19 protein-coding genes are annotated in these 20539 nt (G+C 67.6%); 4 read left to right on the top strand and 15 right to left on the bottom strand.

Going from position 1 to position 20539, the window contains the following annotated elements:
* Positions 1–95 precede the first annotated feature (95 nt).
* The 8 genes from AC1DCZ_RS13065 to AC1DCZ_RS13030 form a co-directional block, all read right to left on the bottom strand.
* Complete coding sequence (locus AC1DCZ_RS13065; protein WP_476974966.1) at positions 96–1196, bottom strand: nucleoside hydrolase; 1101 nt, start codon at positions 1194–1196, stop codon at positions 96–98.
* 11 nt (positions 1197–1207) lie between these two features.
* A complete protein-coding gene (locus AC1DCZ_RS13060; protein ID WP_476974965.1) occupies positions 1208–2185 on the bottom strand; it encodes an aldo/keto reductase in 978 nt (325 codons plus the stop codon).
* A 58-nt stretch (positions 2186–2243) separates the two neighbouring features.
* Entirely contained in the window at positions 2244–2462 is a 219-nt protein-coding gene (locus AC1DCZ_RS13055) for a helix-hairpin-helix domain-containing protein (RefSeq protein ID WP_476974964.1), read from the bottom strand.
* A gap of 104 nt (positions 2463–2566) precedes the next feature.
* On the bottom strand, positions 2567–3124 hold the full coding sequence (locus tag AC1DCZ_RS13050) for a hypothetical protein (protein ID WP_476974963.1): 558 nt from the start codon (positions 3122–3124) through the stop codon (positions 2567–2569).
* Between the two features lie 83 nt (positions 3125–3207).
* Positions 3208–5181: a 1-deoxy-D-xylulose-5-phosphate synthase gene (gene dxs / locus AC1DCZ_RS13045; RefSeq protein WP_476974962.1), complete on the bottom strand. Its 1974-nt coding sequence runs from the start codon at positions 5179–5181 to the stop codon at positions 3208–3210.
* A 152-nt stretch (positions 5182–5333) separates the two neighbouring features.
* Positions 5334–8147, bottom strand: coding sequence for an aconitate hydratase (locus AC1DCZ_RS13040; RefSeq protein ID WP_476974961.1), 2814 nt, complete (start codon positions 8145–8147; stop codon positions 5334–5336).
* A 166-nt stretch (positions 8148–8313) separates the two neighbouring features.
* Positions 8314–9657 (bottom strand): class I SAM-dependent RNA methyltransferase, encoded by a 1344-nt coding sequence (locus AC1DCZ_RS13035; protein WP_476974960.1) that lies wholly within the window; start codon positions 9655–9657, stop codon positions 8314–8316.
* Positions 9654–11630, bottom strand: coding sequence for an APC family permease (locus AC1DCZ_RS13030; RefSeq protein WP_476974959.1), 1977 nt, complete (start codon positions 11628–11630; stop codon positions 9654–9656). Before AC1DCZ_RS13030 ends, AC1DCZ_RS13035 begins: the two co-directional genes overlap by 4 nt.
* A gap of 156 nt (positions 11631–11786) precedes the next feature.
* On the opposite strand from AC1DCZ_RS13030, the gene AC1DCZ_RS13025 reads away from it, so the two are divergent.
* Both AC1DCZ_RS13025 and AC1DCZ_RS13020 read left to right on the top strand, forming a co-directional pair.
* Complete coding sequence (locus AC1DCZ_RS13025) at positions 11787–12458, top strand: potassium channel family protein (RefSeq protein ID WP_476974958.1); 672 nt, start codon at positions 11787–11789, stop codon at positions 12456–12458.
* The gene (locus AC1DCZ_RS13020) at positions 12459–13202 is read left to right on the top strand and encodes a potassium channel family protein (protein ID WP_476974957.1); all 744 of its coding nucleotides are present in this window, start codon (positions 12459–12461) and stop codon (positions 13200–13202) included.
* Between the two features lie 21 nt (positions 13203–13223).
* Here AC1DCZ_RS13020 and AC1DCZ_RS13015 read toward each other — a convergent pair whose 3' ends face one another.
* The 4 genes from AC1DCZ_RS13015 to dut all read right to left on the bottom strand — a co-directional run bounded on the left by AC1DCZ_RS13015 (position 13224) and on the right by dut (position 15813).
* Complete coding sequence (locus tag AC1DCZ_RS13015) at positions 13224–13985, bottom strand: DUF3159 domain-containing protein (RefSeq protein WP_476974956.1); 762 nt, start codon at positions 13983–13985, stop codon at positions 13224–13226.
* The gene (locus AC1DCZ_RS13010; RefSeq protein WP_476974955.1) at positions 13982–14422 is read right to left on the bottom strand and encodes a hypothetical protein; all 441 of its coding nucleotides are present in this window, start codon (positions 14420–14422) and stop codon (positions 13982–13984) included. Before AC1DCZ_RS13010 ends, AC1DCZ_RS13015 begins: the two co-directional genes overlap by 4 nt.
* Positions 14415–15149, bottom strand: coding sequence for a DUF3710 domain-containing protein (locus AC1DCZ_RS13005; protein ID WP_476974954.1), 735 nt, complete (start codon positions 15147–15149; stop codon positions 14415–14417). The genes AC1DCZ_RS13010 and AC1DCZ_RS13005 overlap by 8 nt, the downstream gene beginning before the upstream one ends.
* A 178-nt stretch (positions 15150–15327) precedes the next feature.
* Complete coding sequence (dut, locus tag AC1DCZ_RS13000) at positions 15328–15813, bottom strand: dUTP diphosphatase (RefSeq protein ID WP_476974969.1); 486 nt, start codon at positions 15811–15813, stop codon at positions 15328–15330.
* Positions 15814–15948: 135 nt separating this feature from the next.
* On the opposite strand from dut, the gene AC1DCZ_RS12995 reads away from it, so the two are divergent.
* Positions 15949–16434, top strand: coding sequence for a DUF3093 domain-containing protein (locus tag AC1DCZ_RS12995; protein ID WP_476974953.1), 486 nt, complete (start codon positions 15949–15951; stop codon positions 16432–16434).
* Here AC1DCZ_RS12995 and AC1DCZ_RS12990 read toward each other — a convergent pair.
* Positions 16431–16730 carry a DUF4193 domain-containing protein gene (locus tag AC1DCZ_RS12990; protein ID WP_018772415.1) on the bottom strand — a complete coding sequence of 100 codons (300 nt, stop codon included), beginning with the start codon at positions 16728–16730 and terminating at the stop codon, positions 16431–16433. The genes AC1DCZ_RS12995 and AC1DCZ_RS12990 overlap by 4 nt on opposite strands.
* A gap of 322 nt (positions 16731–17052) precedes the next feature.
* Here AC1DCZ_RS12990 and sepH point away from each other — a divergent pair, with 322 nt between their 5' ends.
* The gene (gene sepH, locus AC1DCZ_RS12985) at positions 17053–18429 is read left to right on the top strand and encodes a septation protein SepH (RefSeq protein ID WP_476974952.1); all 1377 of its coding nucleotides are present in this window, start codon (positions 17053–17055) and stop codon (positions 18427–18429) included.
* Between the two features lie 68 nt (positions 18430–18497).
* On the opposite strand, the gene AC1DCZ_RS12980 is transcribed toward sepH, so the two are convergent.
* Positions 18498–19775, bottom strand: coding sequence for an alkaline phosphatase family protein (locus tag AC1DCZ_RS12980; RefSeq protein WP_476974951.1), 1278 nt, complete (start codon positions 19773–19775; stop codon positions 18498–18500).
* Between the two features lie 16 nt (positions 19776–19791).
* Positions 19792–20535 carry a DUF5998 family protein gene (locus AC1DCZ_RS12975; RefSeq protein WP_476974950.1) on the bottom strand — a complete coding sequence of 248 codons (744 nt, stop codon included), beginning with the start codon at positions 20533–20535 and terminating at the stop codon, positions 19792–19794.
* Positions 20536–20539 lie beyond the last annotated feature (4 nt).

Below are 20539 nucleotides of genomic sequence, written 5' to 3'. Positions count from 1 at the left end.
CCCTTCGGCGCGAGAAAAGCATTAGGGTGGGACACGAAGACCTCCGTTTGTGGAACTGGACTCTAGACAAGCCCCACTCCACTCGGAGGTCTTCTTCATGTCACCCCACCACGCCGAATGTCACCAACCTCCGTGGGTAATACACCTAGCCGGCGGGCCAGGGCACCCACGGAGGAAATCAGCTCCTCAAAACAGTGTTCCGGATTGTTCCCGGAGACAATCCGGGCGTTGGGCGGCAGCCCCCAGAGCCCGCGGAAGTCCGCAACCGTGGTGCCGATCAGCAGCGGTGACACGGTCTCGACGTCGACCGTGGCCAGTCGTGAGCCGAACGGTGTGCGTTGCACCGCGGCGCAGGCCGCGAAGGCGTCGTGCACGTGGGCGACATAGCCCTGGTCGTAGAGCCGGTGGAACTCCATGTAGAACCGGATCGCGTCGGACAGGCACGCCACGAGCGGGTTGCTGGAGGTACTGCGCAGCCCCTCGGGCTGTTCGGGCAGGACAAGCTCGGGGCCGTCCGCGCCGGCAGCCTCTGCGAGGCGCCGCAGGTGCTCCGGCCGCATTTCGATCCGTTCCGTGCTTTCCAGCGCGCACACGAGCGGCAGTTTGTCCTCGGGCAGCCCGCGGTAGGCCTCGAAGACCTCCTTGGCGGCGTGCGGGTCCACGGAGACGTTCCATTCGGCCGTCGGTGTGGTGTTGCCCTGGTAGTAAAAGCTGCCGCCCATGATGACGAGGCCTTTGAGCAGCCGCGGGAGCCCGGGCTCGCGCCGCAGCGCCAGGGCGAAGTTCGTCAACGGGCCGGTGATCAGCCCCGTGATCTCCCCCGGGTGTGCCCGGGCCTCCTCCACCCAGACGTCGACGGCGTGCCGGCTCGAGATCTGCTGCGCGGGCCGCGGCAGTTCGGCGTAGCCGATGCCTTGCGGCCCGTGGGTCTCTTCTGTCGTGACGAGCGGGATCTCCAGCGGCACCTCGGCGCCGATGGCCACCTCGATCCCCTGCCGGCCGCACAGCTCCAGCAGGGCCAGGTTGTTCAGGGCCACCTGCCGCGCGCCCACGTTCCCTGCGGTGCAGGTGATGGCCTGCACGTTTACCTGCGGGCGGGACAGAAGGTAGACCAGCGCCAGGGCGTCGTCAATGCCGGTGTCGACGTCCATCAGGATCGAGTGCGTAGCGGGAGGGGCCGCCGCGAAGCTGCTCATGGCCGGACCGCTCAGAACAGGGCCACTTTCGGTGTCCTGGGGAAGAGATCGTCGAGTTCGGCCAGCTCGGCGGCGCTCGGCTTCCAGGCGACCGCGGCAGCGTTCTGCCGGACCTGCTCCGGCTTCGTGGCGCCGGCGATGACGCTGCTGACGGAGGGCTGGGCGGCGAGCCAGGAGAAGGCAACCTGGACCTCGTTGAGGCCGCGTGCCGAGGCGAAGACGCTGAAGGCGTCCAGCTGTTCCCAGTCGGCGTCGTGGACCAGGTTGGTGCGGGTGTGGCTGAGCCGGGACCCTTCGGGGGCGGTGTCCCTGGCGTATTTCCCGGTGAGCAGGCCGTTGGCGAGCGGGAAGTAGGGCAGCACGCCCAGTCCGTACGCCTCTGCGGCGGGCGTGACCTCGAGCTCGGCGCGGCGGTCCAGCAGGTTGTAGTGGTTCTGGCTGGACACGAAGCGTGCTCCCCCGCGGGCCCGGGCCACGAATTCCGCCTCGGCAATCTGCCAGCCGGCCCGGTTGGAGTGGCCGATGTAGCGGACCTTGCCGCTGGTCACGAGCTCGTCGAGGGCAGCGAGGGTCTCGTCGATGGGGGTCAGCGGGTCCGGCGTGTGGAACTGGTAGAGGTCGATCCAGTCCGTGCCAAGCCGCCGCAGGGAGGCTTCAGCGGCTTTTATGATGTAGCGGCGGGATCCGCGGGCTCCGAAGTCTTCGCCGTTGGCCCCGCGCATATCCATGCCGAACTTGGTGGCGACGACGGCGTCGTCGCGGCGGCCGGCGAGGGCCGCCCCGAGCATGGTCTCGCTGAGGCCGGGCTCGCGGCCGTAGGTGTCGGCGACGTCGAAGAAGGTGATGCCGGCCTCCAGGGCGGCATGCACGACGGCGTCGGTCCCCTCCTGCGATTCGGTCGCGGTGCCCGGTCGGCCCAGATTGTTGCAGCCGAGTCCCACAACAGAGACAGTCAGTCCGGAATTTCCTACGCGGCGGTATTCAGTCATGGATTCACCCTATAACGGCCGGCCGCGCCGTCCCGGCAGGCAGGCGCTCCCGGGTCCGCTACCCGGCGGGCAGCTCCAGGCCGCATTCGTCCATGGCGTCCTGGATCTGGGCCAGCGTCCGCGGGCAGACCCCCGGCATGGTGGAGAGCGTTCGATGGCCGAGCTGCACGAGTTGTTCCAGCGTCTCCACCCCCACATGTGCGAGGGATCTGCGGGCTTGGCTCGCAATCCCTCGTGGAATCGGGGTGCGGCCTGGTTCAATCGCTTTCGGCGTCATGACGGGTGCCTTCCGTTCGGTTTGCCCCCAAAACTGATGTGTTCCTTGAGATGCGAACTGCAGGTGAAGCGACGGGCGTGTTCAGCCAGAAAACGGTTCCCGAACTACAGGGTAAAGCCGTTGGCCGGTTTCGGCGAATGCTTGAGCTTGAAGGTGTTCTCACCGAACGGCGCGGCACCAATGCTCAGCTTGGTGAAGTCCAGGTCTTCGCCGCGGATGCATACCTTGATGGCGTTGACGGTCTTGTTGACCTCCGGGGTGAGGCAGAAGATGTTGAGCTTGGAGTCCGAGAACTCGGAGCGGTCGACGACCCCCAGGCCGCGCCAGGCCAGGTGGCTGATCAAAGCGTCCTTGGCTTTTTCTTCCAGGTAGCGGTCCCGGTCAGTGCCTTCCCTGGTCTTGAGCGCGTACTGCGCCACGACCCAGAACTGCTCTTCCTCCGGGATTTCGGCGTAGCCGTCCTCGGCGCACTGCACGGCGAAGGCGTCCATGAGGCCGTCAGCTGCGGCCGCGTCGGCTACATCGGTCTCGTCGGTCTTGCTCTGGTGCCCGACCACGCCGTGGTTCATGACGAACTGGCTGTAGTCCTCGTCAAACCAGGCCTCCCTGAATTCGAGGACCCCTTCTTCATTGCGCTTGTAGACCCGGATAATTCCGCTCATGTGCCAGTTCCTTCCTGGACCGTCCCGCGACGGCACCTTTTCAGTGCTGGCGCGGGGGGGTGTTTGATACGTGGACGTGCTGGCTACAGCAGCGGCAGGCTGCCGGTGCTGGGGTGCTCCTGGCCGGGCAGGGGGCGTGCAAACGGCACCTTGGTCCCCAAAACCTGCGCGACGACGTCGTGGGTGACCTGCTGGGCGGTCAGTCCGACGCGTTCCAGCACCTCGCTGCGGGTTCCGTGGTCCAGGAAAGCGACCGGAAGCCCGACTTCGTTGAGGGCCGTGTCCACACCGGCGGCCCGCATTTCCTGGCGGATCCGGGAGCCGACGCCGCCGGCGCGCACGCCGTCCTCGATGCAGATGACGAGGCGGTGGTGCGAGGCGAGGGCGATGATGGATTTCCGGACCGGCAGGACCCAGCGGGGGTCCACCACCGTGGAGCTGATGCCTTGGGCGCCGAGCCGGTTCGCGACATCGAGTGCGAGTTCGGACATCGCGCCGACGCTGACGATCAGGACGTCGTTTTCCGTCGAGCCGGCCGGACGGCGGGCGAGGACGTCCACCCCGTCGCTGAGCCGTTCGAGGGCTTCGACCTCGGCACCGACGCTGCCCTTGGAGTACCGGATCACGCTCGGTGCGTCCTCGATGGCCACGGCTTCGCGCAGCTCCTCCCGGAGCCTCGTGGCATCGCGGGGTGCGGCGAGGTGCAGGCCCGGAACGATCTGGACCATGGCCATGTCCCACATACCGTGGTGGCTGGCGCCGTCGGGCCCGGTGACTCCGGCCCGGTCCAGGACGATCGTTACCCCTGCTTTGTGCAGGGCCACGTCCATCAGCAGCTGGTCGAAGGCGCGGTTCAGGAAGGTCGCGTAGACGGCGACGACGGGGTGCAGTCCCCCGAAGGCCATGCCGGCGGCAGAGGTCAGGGCGTGCTGTTCGGCGATGCCGACGTCGAACACGCGCTCCGGGTGGCGCGCCGCGAACTTGTGCAGCCCGACGGGGATCAGCATGGCGCCGGTGATGCCCACGATGTCTTTGCGTTCATCGGCGATGTCGGCGATCTCATCGGCGAAGACGGAGGTCCAGGACTGGGCGCCGCCGGCCTCGGTCGGCACACCGGTCTCTGGGTCGATAATCCCGACGGCGTGGAACTGGTCCGCCTCGTGGGCTCGGGCCGGCGCGTAACCGTGGCCCTTCTCCGTCATGGCGTGCACGATCACGGGTCCGGCGTAGTTCTTGGCCGTGGACAGGGCGTGCTCCATGGCCTGGAGGTTATGGCCGTCCACCGGACCGATGTACTTCATGCCGAGGTCCTCGAACATCCCTTGCGGGGCCCACCAGTCCTTGATGCCCTTCTTCATGGCGTGCAGGCTCTTGTAGGTGAACTGCCCGACGGGGCCGCCGTCCTGCAGTTTCCGCTTCCACCATTCCAGGGTGCCTTCGTAGGCGGGGGCGGCGCGGAGGGAATCGATGGTGGGCCGCAAGGACGCGAGGTAGTCGGCGAAGCCGCCGACGGTGGGCGCGTAGGACCTGCCGTTGTCGTTGACGACGATCACGACGCGGCGCTTCTTGTCCGCGGCAATGTTGTTGATGGCCTCCCAGGCCATGCCTCCGGTCAAGGCGCCGTCACCCACGACGGCGATCACGAAGCGGTCGCCGTCGCCGGTCAGCTGCCGGGCACGGGAGATACCGTCCGCCCAGGACAGCGACGAGGACGCGTGCGAGCTCTCGACGATGTCGTGCTCGGATTCGCCGCGGTCAGGGTAGCCGGACAGGCCGCCCTGCTGGCGCAGGGTGCTGAAGTCCTGGCGGCCGGTGAGGAGCTTGTGCACGTAGGACTGGTGTCCGGTGTCGAAGACGATGCTGTCGCGGGGGGAATCGAAGATCCGATGGACGGCGATGGTCAGTTCCACGACGCCGAGGTTCGGCCCGAGGTGACCTCCCGTCTGGGACACGTTGCCGATCAGGAAGTCCCTGACCTCGGCTGCCAGCTGATCCAGCTGCGCCGCGGACAACTTGCTCAGGTCCTGCGGATTCCGGATGGTGTCCAAGATTCCCAACGGCCCCTCCTTCGGGTGGTAGACATGCCGTTTAACTCTAACGCCTCAGGACCAGCCCGGGCGCCGGAACGCGCAAGGCCCCGGCCGGTCATGGACCGGCCGGGGCCTTGCGCCTGGCTTGTGCGTTGCCTGATCCGCCCTGGGGCGTTCCGCTAGTGAGCGGAGATCTGGCGCAGCACGTACTGCAGGATGCCGCCGTTGCGGTAGTAGTCGGCTTCGCCCGGGGTGTCGATGCGCAGGACTGCATCGAAGGCCGTGACCGAACCGTCTTCGGCTGTGGCAGTGACCTTGAGGGTCTTCGGCGTGGTGCCTTCGTTCAGGGCGGTGACGCCCTCGACAGCGAAGGTTTCCGTGCCGGTCAGCCCAAGGCTGGCAGCGTTCTGGCCCGCCGGGTACTGCAGCGGCAGGACGCCCATGCCGATCAGGTTGGAGCGGTGGATACGCTCGTAGCTCTCGGCGACAACAGCCTTGACGCCCAGGAGCGCGGTGCCCTTGGCAGCCCAGTCACGGGACGAACCGGAGCCGTACTCCTTGCCGGCCAGGACCACCAGCGGGGTGCCGGCAGCCTGGTAGTTCTGGGCGGCGTCGTAGACGTAGGCCTGCGGGCCGTCCGCCTGGGTGAAGTCCCGGGTGAAGCCACCCTCGACGCCGTCGAGCAGCTGGTTCTTGATGCGGATGTTCGCGAAGGTGCCACGGATCATCACTTCGTGGTTGCCGCGGCGTGAGCCGTAGGAGTTGAAGTCCTTGCGTTCGACACCGTTGGCGATCAGGTACTGCCCGGCGGGGGTGTCCGACTTGAAGGAGCCGGCCGGCGAGATGTGGTCCGTGGTCACCGAATCGCCGAGCTTGAGCAGCACGCGGGCGCCGGTGATGTCCGTGACCGGATCCGGCTGTGCCTTCATGCCCTCGAAGTACGGGGGCTTCCGGACGTACGTGGACTTGGCATCCCAGGCGAAGGTGTCGCCGGCCGGGGTGTCGAGTGCCTTCCAGCGGTCGTCGCCGTCAAAGACGCCCTCGTAGCCGCGGGCGAACATCTCCTTGTCGATCGAGGAGTCGATGACCTGCTGGACCTCGACCGGGTTCGGCCAGATGTCCTTCAGGAAGACGTCGTTGCCGTCGGCGTCCTGGCCCAGGGCGTCGGCGTCGAAGTCGAAGTCCATGGTTCCGGCCAGGGCGTACGCGATGACCAGCGGCGGGGAGGCCAGGTAGTTCATCTTCACGTCCGGGTTGATCCGGCCTTCGAAGTTGCGGTTACCGGAGAGCACCGCGGTGACGGAGAGGTCGTTGGCCTGGATGGCCTCGGAGATCTCGGCGTCGAGCGGACCGGAGTTGCCGATGCACGTCGCGCAGCCGTAGCCGACGATGTAGAAGCCAAGCTTCTCCAGGTACGGGGTCAGGCCCGACTTGTTGTAGTAGTCGGTGACGACCTTGGAGCCGGGGGCGACCGAGGTCTTGACCCACGGCTTGGAGGCGAGGCCCTTGTCGACGGCGTTGCGGGCCAGCAGGGCGGCGGCCAGCATCACGGACGGGTTGGACGTGTTCGTGCAGGACGTGATCGAGGCGATCGAGACCGCTCCGTGGTCGAGCTCGAACTCGCGGCCGTCAGCGGTCTTGACGCTGACGGCGTTGGACGGGCGGCCGTTGGACTTCGGTCCGTGCGCGTGCGGCGCATGGTCCGTGAGGTGCGTCCCGGAGGCGGTGAAGGACGGTGCGTCGGACGCCGGGAAGCTCTCGTCGATCGCTTCGTCCAGGCTGCCGTCTGCTAGGTCTTCCTTCACGTAGTTGCGCAGGTCCTCGCGGAACTGGGCTTTGGACTCGGTGAGGATGATGCGGTCCTGCGGGCGCTTCGGGCCGGAGATCGACGGGACAACCGTCGACAGGTCCAGCTCGAGGTACTCGGAGAACTTGATCTCGTGCGAGGGATCGTGCCAGAGGCCCTGTTCCTTGGCATAGGCCTCGACCAGGGCGACGCTCTGCTCGGACCGGCCGGTGAGGCGCAGGTAGTCGAGGGTGACGTCGTCGATCGGGAACATCGCGGCGGTGGAGCCGAACTCCGGGCTCATGTTGCCGATGGTGGCGCGGTTGGCCAGCGGCACAGCCGCAACGCCTTCGCCGTAGAACTCCACGAACTTGCCGACCACGCCGTGCTGGCGCAGCTGCTCGGTGATGGTGAGCACGACGTCGGTGGCGGTGGCGCCGGCCGGGATGGACCCGGTCAGCTTGAAGCCGACGACGCGCGGGATGAGCATGGAGACGGGCTGGCCGAGCATGGCCGCCTCGGCTTCGATGCCGCCGACGCCCCAGCCGAGCACGCCCAGGCCGTTGACCATGGTGGTGTGCGAGTCGGTGCCAACGCACGTGTCCGGGTAGGCACGGAGGGCTCCGTCAACCTCCCGGGTCATGACGGTGCGGGCCAGGTATTCGATGTTCACCTGGTGCACGATGCCGGTTCCCGGCGGGACGACCTTGAAGTCGTCGAATGCCGTCTGGCCCCAGCGCAGGAACTGGTAACGCTCCCCGTTGCGCTGGTATTCGATCTCCATGTTGCGCTCCAGTGCGCCGGAGTTGCCGAAAGCGTCGATCTGGACCGAGTGGTCGATCACCATTTCGGCCGGCGCCAGCGGGTTGACCCGCCTGGGGTCGCCGCCGAGTTCCTTGACGGCCTCACGCATGGTGGCAAGGTCCACTACGCAGGGCACGCCAGTGAAGTCCTGCATGATCACGCGCGCCGGCGTGAACTGGATTTCAGTGTCGGGCTCGGCGCTGGGGTCCCAGCCGGCAAGTGCGCGGACGTGATCGGCCGTAATGTTGGCGCCGTCCTCGGTCCTCAACAGGTTTTCAAGCAATACCTTGAGGCTGAACGGAAGGTTTTCTGCACCTTCGACGGAGTTCAACCGGAAAATTTCGTATTCGGTACCGGCTACATTAAGTTTGCCTTTTGAACCGAAGCTGTCCACAATGCTCATCGCAGGACTCCTCTCGCAACTGTTTCATCTTTGCCGCGCCGCTGACCCCTTGCTAGTTAGGTCACCCTAACCAGCACAAGAATCAGTACAAACGGTGTACAGATTGCGTGGGATCAGCCGTGTTGATGGAGCGCGACGACGGACTACTCCGCCCATCCTAGTAGTTTCAGCTCCCCGGAGTCAGTAGCGCCACAGTCTCCATGTGGTGGGTGTGCGGATACAGGTCGAAGGCCCGCAGCCCTGCCAGGCCCCAGCCACCCTGCTGGAAGTAGCCGAGGTCGCGGGCAAACGACGCCGGATCGCAGGAAACGTACGCGATGGCCCGGGGTCCGGCTCCGATCAGCTGGCTCACGACCGCCTTGCCGGCACCGGCCCGGGGCGGGTCCAGGACGAGGGCGTCGAAGCTGCGCGGTTTCTCCCGCAGCACCCGTTCCACCCGGCCCTGGACGATCTCCACCTGGGCGGCGTCGTGCAGGTTCTTGCGCGCATCGCGGCTGGCGCCGGGCGAGCCTTCGATCGACAGCACCGATCCAGTCACACCCACGGCATCGGCCAACGGTGCCGTGAAGAGCCCGGCGCCGGCGTAGAGGTCGCCCACCACGGCCCCCGGCGCCACGTAACCGCCGTCGCGCAGGAATCCGGTGACGGCCCCCACCAGGGTGTCGGGGGCATCCCGGTGGATCTGCCAGAAGCCGTCGCCGGTGACGCGGTATTCGTGGCCGGCCGCGGCTTCCTGGACGTACGTGCGTCCGCGCAGCTGCAGCACCTCGCCCTTGTCAGCGTCAAAGCGCGCCACGGAGACGTCGTCGGGAAGCTGGGCGAGGATGGCGCTGAGGCGTTTGGCGCGCGTTCCGGCGGCGGGGACCAGGAGCACGAGCGGACGCGAGCCGTTGGCCGGGGCCGCGACCTCGACGCGTTCAATCCCCTGCAGGTCGATGTCCCACAGCCGGAGGGCGTTGATGCCGTCAGCGGCCAGCGGCATCCCGCGAACGGGGAGGACGGTGTCGGAACGGTGGGCATGCATACCGAGCTTGCCGCCCGGCGTGACGGCGAAGCCGGCGCGGGTCCGCCAGCCGAGGCCGGCAGCCGTTCCCGGCGCGGCGTCGTCGCCCACGCCTTCCACCACGGTGTCGCGTTCGACGCCGGCGAGGCGCCGCAGCTGTTCGGCCAGGACCTCGGCCTTGAGGCTGCGCTGGCGCTCAAGTGAGATGTGGCCCAGTTCGGCGCCGCCGACGGGAGGGTGGCGGTGGGACCAGGACCGCGGGGAATCCGCCAGGTCCCAGACGTGCGCGACCCGGTCCGGGGACGCCTCCAGTACCTCCACGACGTCGGCGCGCCAGAATTTGGCCCCGGCGCCGTCGTCGGTCAGCCGGACGCGGACCTTCTCGCCGGGGATCCCGTGGCGGACGAACACCACGCGTCCTTCGTGCCGGGCGACGCAGTGCCCGCCGTGGGCGACAGGCCCGACGTCGAGAACGAGATCGGTGTGGGCGTGCGTGTCGGTGCTCATCGGATGTCCTGCAGTTTCTTGGCTTCTTCGGAGGATTTCAGCTGCCACGGCACGCTGGCCACCATGACGCCCGGTTCGAAGTGCAGCCGGGTCTTGATGCGCAGCGCGGTCTGGTTGTGGACCAGCTGCTCCCACCATTTGCCGACCACGTACTCGGGGATGTAGACGACAATCAGGTCACGCGGCGAGTCGCGGCGCATGTTCTTGATGTACTCCATGATCGGAGACACCGTTTCCCGGAACGGGCTGGCGAGCACCGTCAGCGCGACGGGGATTTCCAGCTTCTCCCAGTCCGCGAGGGTCTGCTCGGTCTCCTCGGGGCTGATGTCCACGGTGATGGCGTCCAGCCGGGACGGGCGCGAGGCGCGGGCGTAGGCCAGCGCGCGCAGGACCGGTTTGCGGACGTGCGAGACCAGCAGCACTGCATGGACCCGGGTGGGCAGGGCCCGCGGGGACGAGTCCTCGTCGACGGCGAGTTCCTTGGCGACGTTGTCGTAGTGGGCCCGGATGCTCCACATGATGAGGAACAAGATGAACATTGCCAGCAGTGCGATCCAGGCGCCTTGCTGGAATTTGGTGATCAGCACGATCAGCAGGACGAGCGCCGTCATCCCGAAGCCCACCAGGTTGATGGTGCGGGACTTGATCATGTGCAGGCGGGCGGCCGGATCCTTGGCGAGCTTCAGTTCCCGTCCCCAGTGCCGGACCATGCCCAGCTGGCTCATCGTGAAGGAAATGAAGACGCCCACGATGTAGAGCTGGATGAGCTTGGTGACGTCAGCGTTGAAGGCGACGATCAGCACAAGGGCCCCGGCGGCCAGCGCCAGGACGCCGTTGCTGAAGGCCAGGCGGTCTCCGCGGGTGCGCAGCTGCCGCGGGAGGTAGCCGTCCTGGGCCAGGATCGAGCCGAGCACCGGGAAGCCGTTGAAGGCCGTGTTGGAGGCGAACACCAGGATCACGCCGGTGGCTGCGACCACAATGTAGAAGGGGATGGATCCCGCGCCGAAAATCGTCTGGGCGATCTGGCTGATGGCGGGATTCTGGATGTAGTCCTCGGCCAGCGGCCGGCCGTTGAGGAGGAACTCCTTGGCCGGGTCACCGACGATGTGGACCTTCGTAACATTCGCCAGGTAGATGATGCCGGCGAGCATGGAGGATGCGATCACGCCAAGAAGCAGCAGTGTGGTGGCCGCGTTCTTGCTCTTGGGCTTCTTGAAGTTGGGCACGCCGTTGCTGATCGCCTCAACGCCGGTCAGCGCCGCGGCGCCGGAGGAGAAGGCCCGGAGCAGCAGGAATGCGCCGGCCAGCCCTACCAACCCCTCATCGAAGCCGGTCTGCGGCACGATCGTGAACGCAGCCGACGGCGCTTGGCCCAGGTGGCCGGTAGCGGCCTGGAAGATGCCGACGGCCGTCATGCCCAGGATGGAGGCCATGAAGATGTAGGTCGGCACGGCGAAGACGCTGCCGGCCTCCTTAATGCCGCGCAGGTTCACCAGGGCCAGGAGCACGACGCCGATGGTAGCGATCAGGGCCTGCTGGCCGTGCAGTGACGGCACGGCGGTGGTCATGTAGGCGGCGGCCGACGACATGGACACGGCGACGGTGAGCACGTAGTCCACCAGCAGCGCAGCCGCGACGGTCAGGCCCGCGTACTTGCCCAGGTTGACGTTGGCGATCTCGTAGTCGCCGCCGCCGGACGGGTAGGCGTGGACGTTCTGGCGGTAGGACGCGACGACGGTCAGCAGGACCACCATGACGGCAAGGCCCACCCACGGCGAAACGGCCACTGCACTGACGCCGGCCAAGGCCAGCGTCAGGAGTATTTCATCGGGCGCATACGCCACGGAGGACAGCGCGTCCGAGGCGAAAATAGGAAGCGCGATCCGCTTCGGCAACAGGGTGTGGGCCAGACGGTCGTTCCGGAAGGGCCTGCCTACCAGCACCCGCTTCACGGCATTGAATATTGTCAGCACTACACAAAGCTAGTCTGATTCGGACGCGATGTCATGACGGCGAACTGCACGGGGCCCGCGGCTCGGTCCCGCTGCCCCGCGGGCTTGGCTTCGGCGCGGCCCGTGGCCGGTAGAGTTTTACGCAGTATCAGATACATTCGATTTGAGGAGGAACGTGTGGCGCACTTCGTGATCATGGGTTGCGGCCGTGTGGGAGCAACCCTGGCGCACACGCTCGAGGACGCAGGCCATTCGGTGGCCATCATCGACCAGGACGACCGTGCCTTCCGGCGCCTCCGGACGGGTTTCTCGGGCCGCAAAGTCACCGGCGTCGGCTTTGACCGGGAGACGCTGAAGCGCGCCGGGGTCGAAGAGGCCTACGCCTTCGCGGCCGTCTCCAGCGGCGACAACTCCAACATTCTCGCCACCCGCGTAGCCCGTGAGACGTTCCATGTCCCGCACGTTGTAGCCAGGATCTACGATCCGGGACGCGCTGAGATCTACCAGCGCCTCGGCATCCCCACGGTGGCCGCGGTGCGCTGGAGCGCGGACCAGGTGCTGCGCCGGATCCTCCCCGAGCAGCACATCGCCGGCGATTTCCGGGAGCCCTCGGGCAGGCTTGTCCTGGCCGAGGTGGAACTGAACCCGGACTGGATCGGGCATCCGGTGACGTCGGCCGAGAAGGCCGCGGGCATCCGGGTCGCGTACCTGACCCGGTTCGGCGAAGGCATGCTGCCCGTGGCCGGAACCTCGTTCCAGGATGGCGACACCGTCCACGCGATGCTGAGCGTGGACCGCAGCTCCGAGGTAGCCCATATTCTTGCCAAGTCCCCCGCCAAGGAGTCCTAAGTGAAAGTCGTCATCGTCGGCGCGGGCAGCGTCGGTTCTTCGATCGCCCGCGAACTGCTGGCCCACAAGCACGAAATCCTGCTGATCGACCTCAAGCCCGAGGTGATCGGCCGCAGCGGGCTGCGCGGCGCCCACTGGCTGGTCGGCGATGCCTGCGAGCTGAGCACCCTGCAGGACGCCAAACTCGAGGACGCCGACGTCGTGGTGTCCGCCACCGGTGACGACAAGGTCAACCTCGTGGTCTCGCTGCTGGCCAAGACGGAGTTCGGCGTCGGCAGGACTGTCGGCCGCGTCAACAACCCCAAGAACGACTGGATGTTTGACGACTCCTGGGGCGTGGACGTCGCGGTTAACACCCCGCAGCTGATGACCGCCCTGGTGGAGGAAGCGGTGGAGATCGGCGACCTCGTCCGGCTGCTCACGCTCCAGACCGGGGTGTCGTCCCTCGTCGAGTTCACCGTCCCCCACGATTCACACGTCATTGGCCGGACCGTGGGCGATGTCGACTGGCCCGAAGACTCCACCCTGGTCGCGATCCTGCGGGACCAGGCCCCGATCACGCCGAGCCGCGATGACGTGATCGACGGCGGTGACGAGCTCTTCTTCGTGACCACGATCGTGGCCGAAGACGACCTCCGCGCGCTGCTCGCGCCCGAGTCCCCCATTGACGACCAGCACCCGGTGACCTCCGACCAGCACGGTCACGGCACCCAGCCCGCGGGCGACGACGGCTTCGACGGCTAACCCCCGGTTGTGGGGAGCCGGCTAGGTGGGCCCGGCTCCGTTGGCGGCCGGCCGCGGGGCAGGCTTGGTCAGCAGCCAGGCAATCCAGATGCCGAGGATGTAGAGCGGGGTGCCCATGAGGAGCCGGGTGGTGGCGAGGGCGGCCAGGCCCTGCTCCCCCATGAAGTAGAGCGGCACCTGCACCACAAGCCGCAGGACCAGCACGGAAACTATCACCCAGGTGCCGATCCTGTAGGCCCTGACCCGTTTCGGGTCCTTGCGCCAGTCAAGGCCCTCGTTGCGGACGAAGCCGAAGAGCAAGCCGGCGATCGGCCAGCGCACGGCCACCGAGATGGACATGGCCACGATGTAGCCGATGTTGGTGAAGAACCCCAGAACGTAGAAGTTCTCTGCCTTGCCGGTCGAGGTGGCCAGCCAGGCGGAGAGTCCGACGCCGATGAAGCCCGCCAGCGCCTGAGTCAGCGGTTTGCGCTGGAGAAGCCGGGCCGCGGTGAAGATAGCGGCCACTGCGAGGGAAGCGACGACAGCCAGCGTCAGGTTCTCCCTGTCGATGGTGAAGGCGATCAGGAAGACGAGGCCCGGCAGGATGCTCTCTGCAATGCCCTGGACGCCGCCGGCGCTCTTGAGAACGTCGATGTTCCCGTCGCTAGTCCGGTGCAGCCCGGCCTTTGCGGCGTATCCTTCGGCCAGCTGGGCCACGGTCGGCTGGCCTGCGCCGGAGTCTTCAGGCTCCTGGGCGACGGGCTCCTGGCTTCCACGCTCGGGGTACTCGGGCAAGGTCATTGCTCCTCCTGGCGGGAAAGTATTTCGTAGCGCGGATTGAACATGGTGGGCAGCCCGTCGCGCATAGTGACCATGCCCTCCATCCGGAGCTCGGTGCCGGCGTCGACTCCGGGGATGCGGCGCCGTCCCAGCCAGATGACCCGAAGCCGGTCCTTGGGGCCGGACGGCCGCTGCCGCTGCGCGCCGGCCGCCACCCGGTTACTGGGCACGCCGGGGGCCGGAACGCTGAGCACCGGCCCGCCTTTGGCGGCGCCAGCCACTCGGGCCTTGGGCGCGGGGGTGTCGTGGTCGATCACGATCGCCATGAACGAAGCCACCTGGACCGCCGGCACGTAGGTCACTGACTCGATGAAGCCGTGGCAGAGCACCCGCCCGCGGTCCGGCAGGTTCCTGACGGAGACCGAGGCGACAGGTTTCTTGCTGGCCGCATCAGCCAATCTGGGTAATCTCCGGTCCGCGTTCTGGCTGTTCCAACTCCGGGGAAGCGGCCGGGGCCGGGGACGGCGCTGCGCTGTCCTTGGGGAGGCGGAGCTGCAGCAGGTCGCGGGGAGGCATCGGGTTATCGCCCCGCACCACCACGATCTGCCGGAAGAGCGTTTCGAGCCCGGCTGCGGCCTCGCGGTCCAGCGCGGCCTCGCCGCCCAGGACACCCCGGAGGAACCAGCGCGGACCGTCGACGCCGATGAAGCGCGCCACCCGGTAGCCCTCGCTGCCGTCCGCACCGCTGGCAGGGAGCTTGGCGAGGAGCTCGGTGCCGAAGTGGCCCTCGATCTCCTCGACCTGGCCGCCCTGGCTGCCGACGGACTGGCCGATCTGCTCGCGGATTTCGTCCCAGAGCGTTTCAGAACGGGGCGCCGCAAAAGCCTGCAGCTGGAGGCTGGAGCCTTCAAAGTCCATCGTGACGGCCACGACCCGCTGCGTGGCCTCCTCGACCTCCAGGCGGAGCTGCAGGCCCTCGCGGGGCGCGATCAGCAGTGCGCCGAGATCAACGTAGCCGTCCTGGCTCTCGATTTCCGAGACATCGAAGGGGCCGGAGGCACGGCGGACGTCCCCTCCGGCGGCATCGCCGGCCGGAGTCCCGGAACCGCTGGCAACAGCCTCCTGGGTTTCCCCCGGCTCCGTCTGCTGTTCCTGCTTGGCTTTCCTGCCACGCCCAAAAACCATGGGGTTGTCTCCTTAGTTGTAATCCTGTGTTGCCGCAGCAGTTCGTCAGGCGCCATCGGCGACGGCTGTCCACAGGGCGCCGGCCTCTTCCGGCAGCGCCTGCCCAAGTACTCCGGCACTTGTAACCCTGCACTTGAAAATCCTGCAAAATAACTCCCGGACGGACGGGAACCTGGGCTCAGGCAGGTGCCCCGAAGCCCCCGGTGGACCCGAAGCCGCCGCCTCCGCGGACTGAGCCGTCGAGTTCCTCGACGGGAAGGAACCTGGCGTACTCCACGCGCTGAATGACCATTTGTGCAATTCTATCGCCGCGCCGCAGTTCGATCGCCCGATGGCGGTCCGTGTTCAGCAGTGTCACGGCTATTTCGCCGCGGTAGCCGGCATCAACCGTGCCGGGGGCGTTCACGACCGTCAGCCCGTGCTTGGTGGCGAGGCCGGACCTCGGGTGGATCAAGGCTACGAAGCCGTCGGGAAGGGCAATGGACACGCCCGTCGGCACGAGGCGGCGCTCCCCCGGTTCCAGTACGACGTCCTCGCGGGCGCGCAGGTCCGCCCCCGCGTCGCCCGGGTGCGCGTACGACGGCGGCTCCAGGCCGTCGTCGAGCATTTTCAGCTGCACCGTCAGGGTGGGCGTCCCATACTCGGCAGCGCTTTCGGCGGCCATCTCTACGGCGGTGGTTTCTTCAGTCACAGTCCCTCACTCTAACGCCAGCCCAGGGATCGGCCTAGCGCCGCCCGGGCTGCCCCGTCCTCCTGGCCCCGAGATGAAATAGCCCGGGAAAGATGAAAAGCTGGGCTCATGCCGGAATCCAGTGCAGCTGCGCCTGCCCCCAAGAGCGCCCCCCGTGACGCGACCGTCCTCTATAGCGAGAAGCTCTGGCCGAACTTCTGGATCTGGCTGGTCTCGGCGGGACTGTCGAGCGCCGGAATCCTCATGCTGGCGCCCATCAGTATCGCCGCCGGCATTACCGCCGCGATCGTGATGTTCGTGGTCATCTCCGTGCTGCTCATCCTGTCGACGCCGGCCATCACCGTGACCAGGTCAACGCTCCGCGTCGGCCGGGCCACCATTGAACGCGGCTTCGTCGGCACCGCGGCCGCGTACCGCGGCAAGGAGGCCACGGCCGAGCGCGGGACACGGCTCAACGGCCTGGCGTTCCTGTGCATCCGCGGCTGGGTGGACCCGGTAGTCCGCATTGAGATCACCGATCCGTCTGACCGCACGCCGTACTGGTTGACCTCCAGCCGGCACCCCGATCAGCTGCTTGCCGCTCTGGCTGCCTAGCCCTCGCAGTCCTTGCAGTACTTCAGGCCGTCCTTTTCGCGGGCAATCTGTGAGCGGTGGCGGACGAGGAAGCAGGAGGCACAGGTGAATTCATCTGCCTGGGCGGGCAAGACCCGCACCAGCAGTTCCTCTCCGGAAAGATCCGCACCGGGGAGTTCATAGCCTTCGGCAAGATCGGATTCATCTTCATCCACCACGGCCGAGGGCTTCTCCGTGCGCCGCGCCTTCAAGGCCTCGATGGAATCCTCGCTGAGGTCCTCTTCGGTCTTGCGCGGCGCATCGTAATCTGTCGCCATTGTTTGTTGCTCACACTCCGCATTCGTTTTGTTGGTTCGCCGTTCGAGGGCGCCGCCGGGCTTGTAGCCGTGGGCTTCCGGGAGCGGTTCACCGATGTCAACGCCGGACCCGCGGTTTTTGTGCCCGGCGTGGCGTCATTTTTGCTTAAGCACTTCCGGAAAGCCAGAGTCCAGCGGTCCGGGGTCCCGGCGGACCCCCTCCACCGGCCGAAAAAACGCGGAAAGTCGCGGAAAATCACGGCGCGCCTGCCGTCCTACCCCGAAATAGGGCCCGCGGGTGGCAGAGTTTCGCTTGATAGTAATGCCAGGGTGGAGGATTTGTATGCAGGATCTACGGCTTGTAGGCGTCCACGACGACGGGGAGCATCTCCTGTTGAGCGGCACCGGCGGCGAGATGTTCCAGCTGCCAATCGATGAAGCACTTCGAGTGGCAGCCAGCCGGACGTCGGCGAAGGGCGCTTCCGGCGCGGGCGCGCCGCCCGTTGCCATGTCTCCGCGCGATATCCAGGCGCGGATCCGCAGCGGGGCAACGGCCGCCGAGGTGGCGGAACTCTCCGGAATTCCGCTGGCGAAAGTGCAGCGGTATGAAGGACCCGTCCTTGCCGAGCGCGAGTACATCGCCCAGCAGGCCCGCAGGGTCGAGGTCGCTTCGCCGGCCCCCGGCCACGACGTCTACCGGTCTGTCTTCGGCGACAACCCGGCGTCGCTCAGCGAAATGGTCGAGCACCGCCTGACAGCCCACGGGATTGCACCGTCGACTGTGGAGTGGGACTCCTGGCGCCGCCCTGACGGCAGCTGGAATGTCGTGGCCCGCTTCGAACCGAGGTCCGGCGGCCCGTCCGGCATCGGTGAAGAACCGCCCGCCATGTGGACGTTCAATCCCGCCAGGAAGTCACTGCAGAACGCGAACCGCTGGGCCCAGCAGCTCAGCGAGCTTGAGCCCCTGGACGGTCCCGTGCCGGCACGTCGGCTCTCCGCCGTCTCCGACCGGCCCTTCGACTTTGAAACTGACGCCGATGCCGCCGCCCGCACAGCGACCGCCCAGCACACTGTCATCCAGCAAATGCTGCTCCAGCAGGACCGGATCCACCAGGAGCAGGACGCCGACGGACTGCTGGACATGCTTCGCTCCCGGCGCGGGCAACGACTCGGACTGGACGAAGACGCCGACGACGCCCTTGCACTGCTCCTGACGAACGGCGTACCGGCCGCCCACCCCCGGCCCGCCGAAGTGGCCGAAGCAGCCGACGACGCGGCGCCCGCACCGGCCGAGGCCCAGCCGGGCACGACGGACGCCGAGGACCCCGCAGCACCTTCCGCGGAGGCGGCGCCCCCGGCGGACCCCGATGCCTTTGCGCGACGGCGTGACGGCCGGCCCTCCATGCTGTCCCGGCTCACCCTGGCACCCCGCCAGCCGGAGGAGGACGACGCCCTGAAGCTGCACGACGGCGTCAGCACGGACACTCGCGAAATCACCATCACGGCATCGAAGCTGCGCCCGGTCAGCCAGGGACCGACATCGAGCCCCGGACTGGACGAGCTCCTCGGCGGCGGATCGTCCCGGCGCCAGCTCCGCGACGGAGCCCAGGGTACCCGTGACGAAACCGAAGCGGAGCAGCCGGAACGCCAGCCCGCCAAGCCGAAGCGCTCCAGCGTCCCCAGCTGGGACGACATCGTCTTCGGGACCCGCGGCGACTGAGGCCCCGCGGGTTCGGCCCCGCAGCAGGGTTCACCGGCGTTCAGCCGCACTCCCCGTTCGCTGGGAGGTCAGCCCCGCGGGGCCTTCGTGCCCTCGGCCCGGAAGCAGAGCAACGGGACTTCACGCTCCGCTTTCGTCAGCGAACCGTGCTGGCCCACGACGGCCAGCGCGGTAGGCCGGACCCGGCGCGTGTCATAGAGTGCCAGCGCGTCGCGGGCCGCGATCATGACGTCACCGATCCGCCCGGCCACCGCAGGGCGGACGTCACCGAACAGGCCGCCGGCAATCGCTTCCTCACGGGTGAAAGCCCAGATCCGGTCGCCGAAACGGGACCGCCACGCATCCAGCAGCATTGCCCGTCCGGCGTCGCCCGCGCCGTCTTCGAGGTAGAGGTGGACCATCCGCGGCTCGCCGGCTGTGTGCCGCACGCCGGCGATGAGCTCCGCTTCGGCCGAATAGTCGATCCGCTGGGACTCGGGAACATCAACCATTCCGTGGTCCGCCGTGAGCAGCACGGTAGTGCCCGGCGGCAACGTGGCATTGAGGCGCTTGACGGTCGCATCGAGTTCTTCGAGCTGGTGTTCCCACTGGGGCGACTGGCAGCCGTACCGGTGGCCGGCCTTGTCCAGTTCGTTGACGTAGAAGTACATCAGCGAGGGTCCGGAGCCGGCCATGGCCTCAGCGGCGGCGGCGGTCCTGGCATGCGAGGTGGTCCCGGTCACGAAGCGTCCGCCCCGGAGCGCGGCCTGGGTCATGGCCGAGCTGCTGAACTGGGGCAGGCTCACGGTGGTGACGTCCACGTGCCCGGCGGCCAGCTCAAATACCGTGGGGAACGGCTGCCACAGCCGCGGGTCCACGCCCGCGTCCCAGTTGCCGAGCATGTTCACCACCCGGTCCTGGTCCGGGTCCAGCACGTCGTAGCCCACCATGCCGTGCTGCCCGGCGGAAAGTCCCGTGCCGAAGCTGGCCAGCGATGCCGCAGTGGTGGACGGGAAGGCGGAATCCAGGGACACGGGCACTTTGCCCTGGCCGGCCTGCATCACCGAGCGCAGGAAGGGGGTGTGGGCCGTCTTCTGCTTGAGCAGGTTGCGACCGAGCCCATCGGCAAGCACGACGCACACGCGTTTGGCGGGAGGCAGGTCCAGCCGGTTGTCGAAGCCCGGGACGCCGAGGCTGGCCGCGGCGCTGGTGAGCACTTCGGCGATGGAGCGGCTGCCGAATGCGGGGGCCAGCGGCAAGGGCCAGGCGCCCGCGGTTGCCGGGGCAGCGGAGGCGGACGGCGGCAGGACGGTGGCTGACGCCGCTGCCGGACGGGCGGCGACGGGAGCGGAGGGTGGCACGGGCACGCGGACCGGCGCCATCTCAGCGCTGATGGCCGCGGCTGAGGCGGTTCCCGAAGACGCCCATCCGCGGGCGGGGCGGCAGGCCTGGACCGGCGTGCGGGGCCGCGGCGGAAGAATTGGTGTTCACGGCGCGGAGCGCGCGGGCAAAGAGCTTGGCGTCCTGCACGGCCTGCAGTCCGTCGGCTTCGGCACTGATGCGCAGCACGATGTCTTCCTGCGCGATGGTGCCGCTGTAGCCGTGGTCCGCCTCGCACTGCGGGTCCCCGCAGCTGGCCGGGCCCATGTCGAGGCGTTGCCCGCCGGACCAGGCGATGGAGAGGGTGAGCTCCCGGACGGGGTCGGAGGGCTTGTAGTCCTGCGGCTGGGCGTACACGTAGCTGAGCACCACGGAGCGGATCTGGGTGACAGGGACGGACTCGGTCGACACCTGGGCGACGGTCTGCTCTCCGGCCTCATCGAGCTGCTGGTCATCGACGTGGGTGATCACCAGCATGTCCTCCGTCAGCACGAGCACGGTGATGTGGCGGCGGACCTCGGCCCGGTCGAAGTGCGTCTCCAGATGCACCAGGTGCGCCACGCAGTCACGCCCATCCAGCGCGTCCGCAACGACGTCGGCCACAAGCCGGGGGTAGAAACCGGCCTGCTGGAGGGCCCCTTCCAGGCTCTGGCCCTGCGCACTGTGGTCATGGAGGCCGTGGTGGTGCGCGACCTGGCGTCCCGGGACGGGCACCTGGGGATTTGATGCTGGAGGCTGGAAGGTCATGGTT

Source organism: Arthrobacter sp. 10N418, assembly GCF_056394725.1.
This window is presented reverse-complemented; position numbering and strand designations above follow the sequence as displayed.

Bases quoted from the DNA above. Each gene is read 5' to 3' on its own strand.
- AC1DCZ_RS13065 (WP_476974966.1), bottom strand. From the start codon at position 1,196: ATGAGCAGCTTCGCGGCGGCCCCTCCCGCTACGCACTCGATCCTGATG.
- AC1DCZ_RS13060 (WP_476974965.1), bottom strand. From the start codon at position 2,185: ATGACTGAATACCGCCGCGTAGGAAATTCCGGACTGACTGTCTCTGTT.
- AC1DCZ_RS13055 (WP_476974964.1), bottom strand. From the start codon at position 2,462: ATGACGCCGAAAGCGATTGAACCAGGCCGCACCCCGATTCCACGAGGG.
- AC1DCZ_RS13050 (WP_476974963.1), bottom strand. From the start codon at position 3,124: ATGAGCGGAATTATCCGGGTCTACAAGCGCAATGAAGAAGGGGTCCTC.
- AC1DCZ_RS13040 (WP_476974961.1), bottom strand. From the start codon at position 8,147: ATGAGCATTGTGGACAGCTTCGGTTCAAAAGGCAAACTTAATGTAGCC.
- AC1DCZ_RS13035 (WP_476974960.1), bottom strand. From the start codon at position 9,657: ATGAGCACCGACACGCACGCCCACACCGATCTCGTTCTCGACGTCGGG.
- AC1DCZ_RS13015 (WP_476974956.1), bottom strand. From the start codon at position 13,985: ATGACCTTGCCCGAGTACCCCGAGCGTGGAAGCCAGGAGCCCGTCGCC.
- AC1DCZ_RS13005 (WP_476974954.1), bottom strand. From the start codon at position 15,149: ATGGTTTTTGGGCGTGGCAGGAAAGCCAAGCAGGAACAGCAGACGGAG.
- dut (WP_476974969.1), bottom strand. From the start codon at position 15,813: ATGGCCGCCGAAAGCGCTGCCGAGTATGGGACGCCCACCCTGACGGTG.
- AC1DCZ_RS12995 (WP_476974953.1), top strand. From the start codon at position 15,949: ATGCCGGAATCCAGTGCAGCTGCGCCTGCCCCCAAGAGCGCCCCCCGT.
- AC1DCZ_RS12990 (WP_018772415.1), bottom strand. From the start codon at position 16,730: ATGGCGACAGATTACGATGCGCCGCGCAAGACCGAAGAGGACCTCAGC.
- sepH (WP_476974952.1), top strand. From the start codon at position 17,053: ATGCAGGATCTACGGCTTGTAGGCGTCCACGACGACGGGGAGCATCTC.
- AC1DCZ_RS12975 (WP_476974950.1), bottom strand. From the start codon at position 20,535: ATGACCTTCCAGCCTCCAGCATCAAATCCCCAGGTGCCCGTCCCGGGA.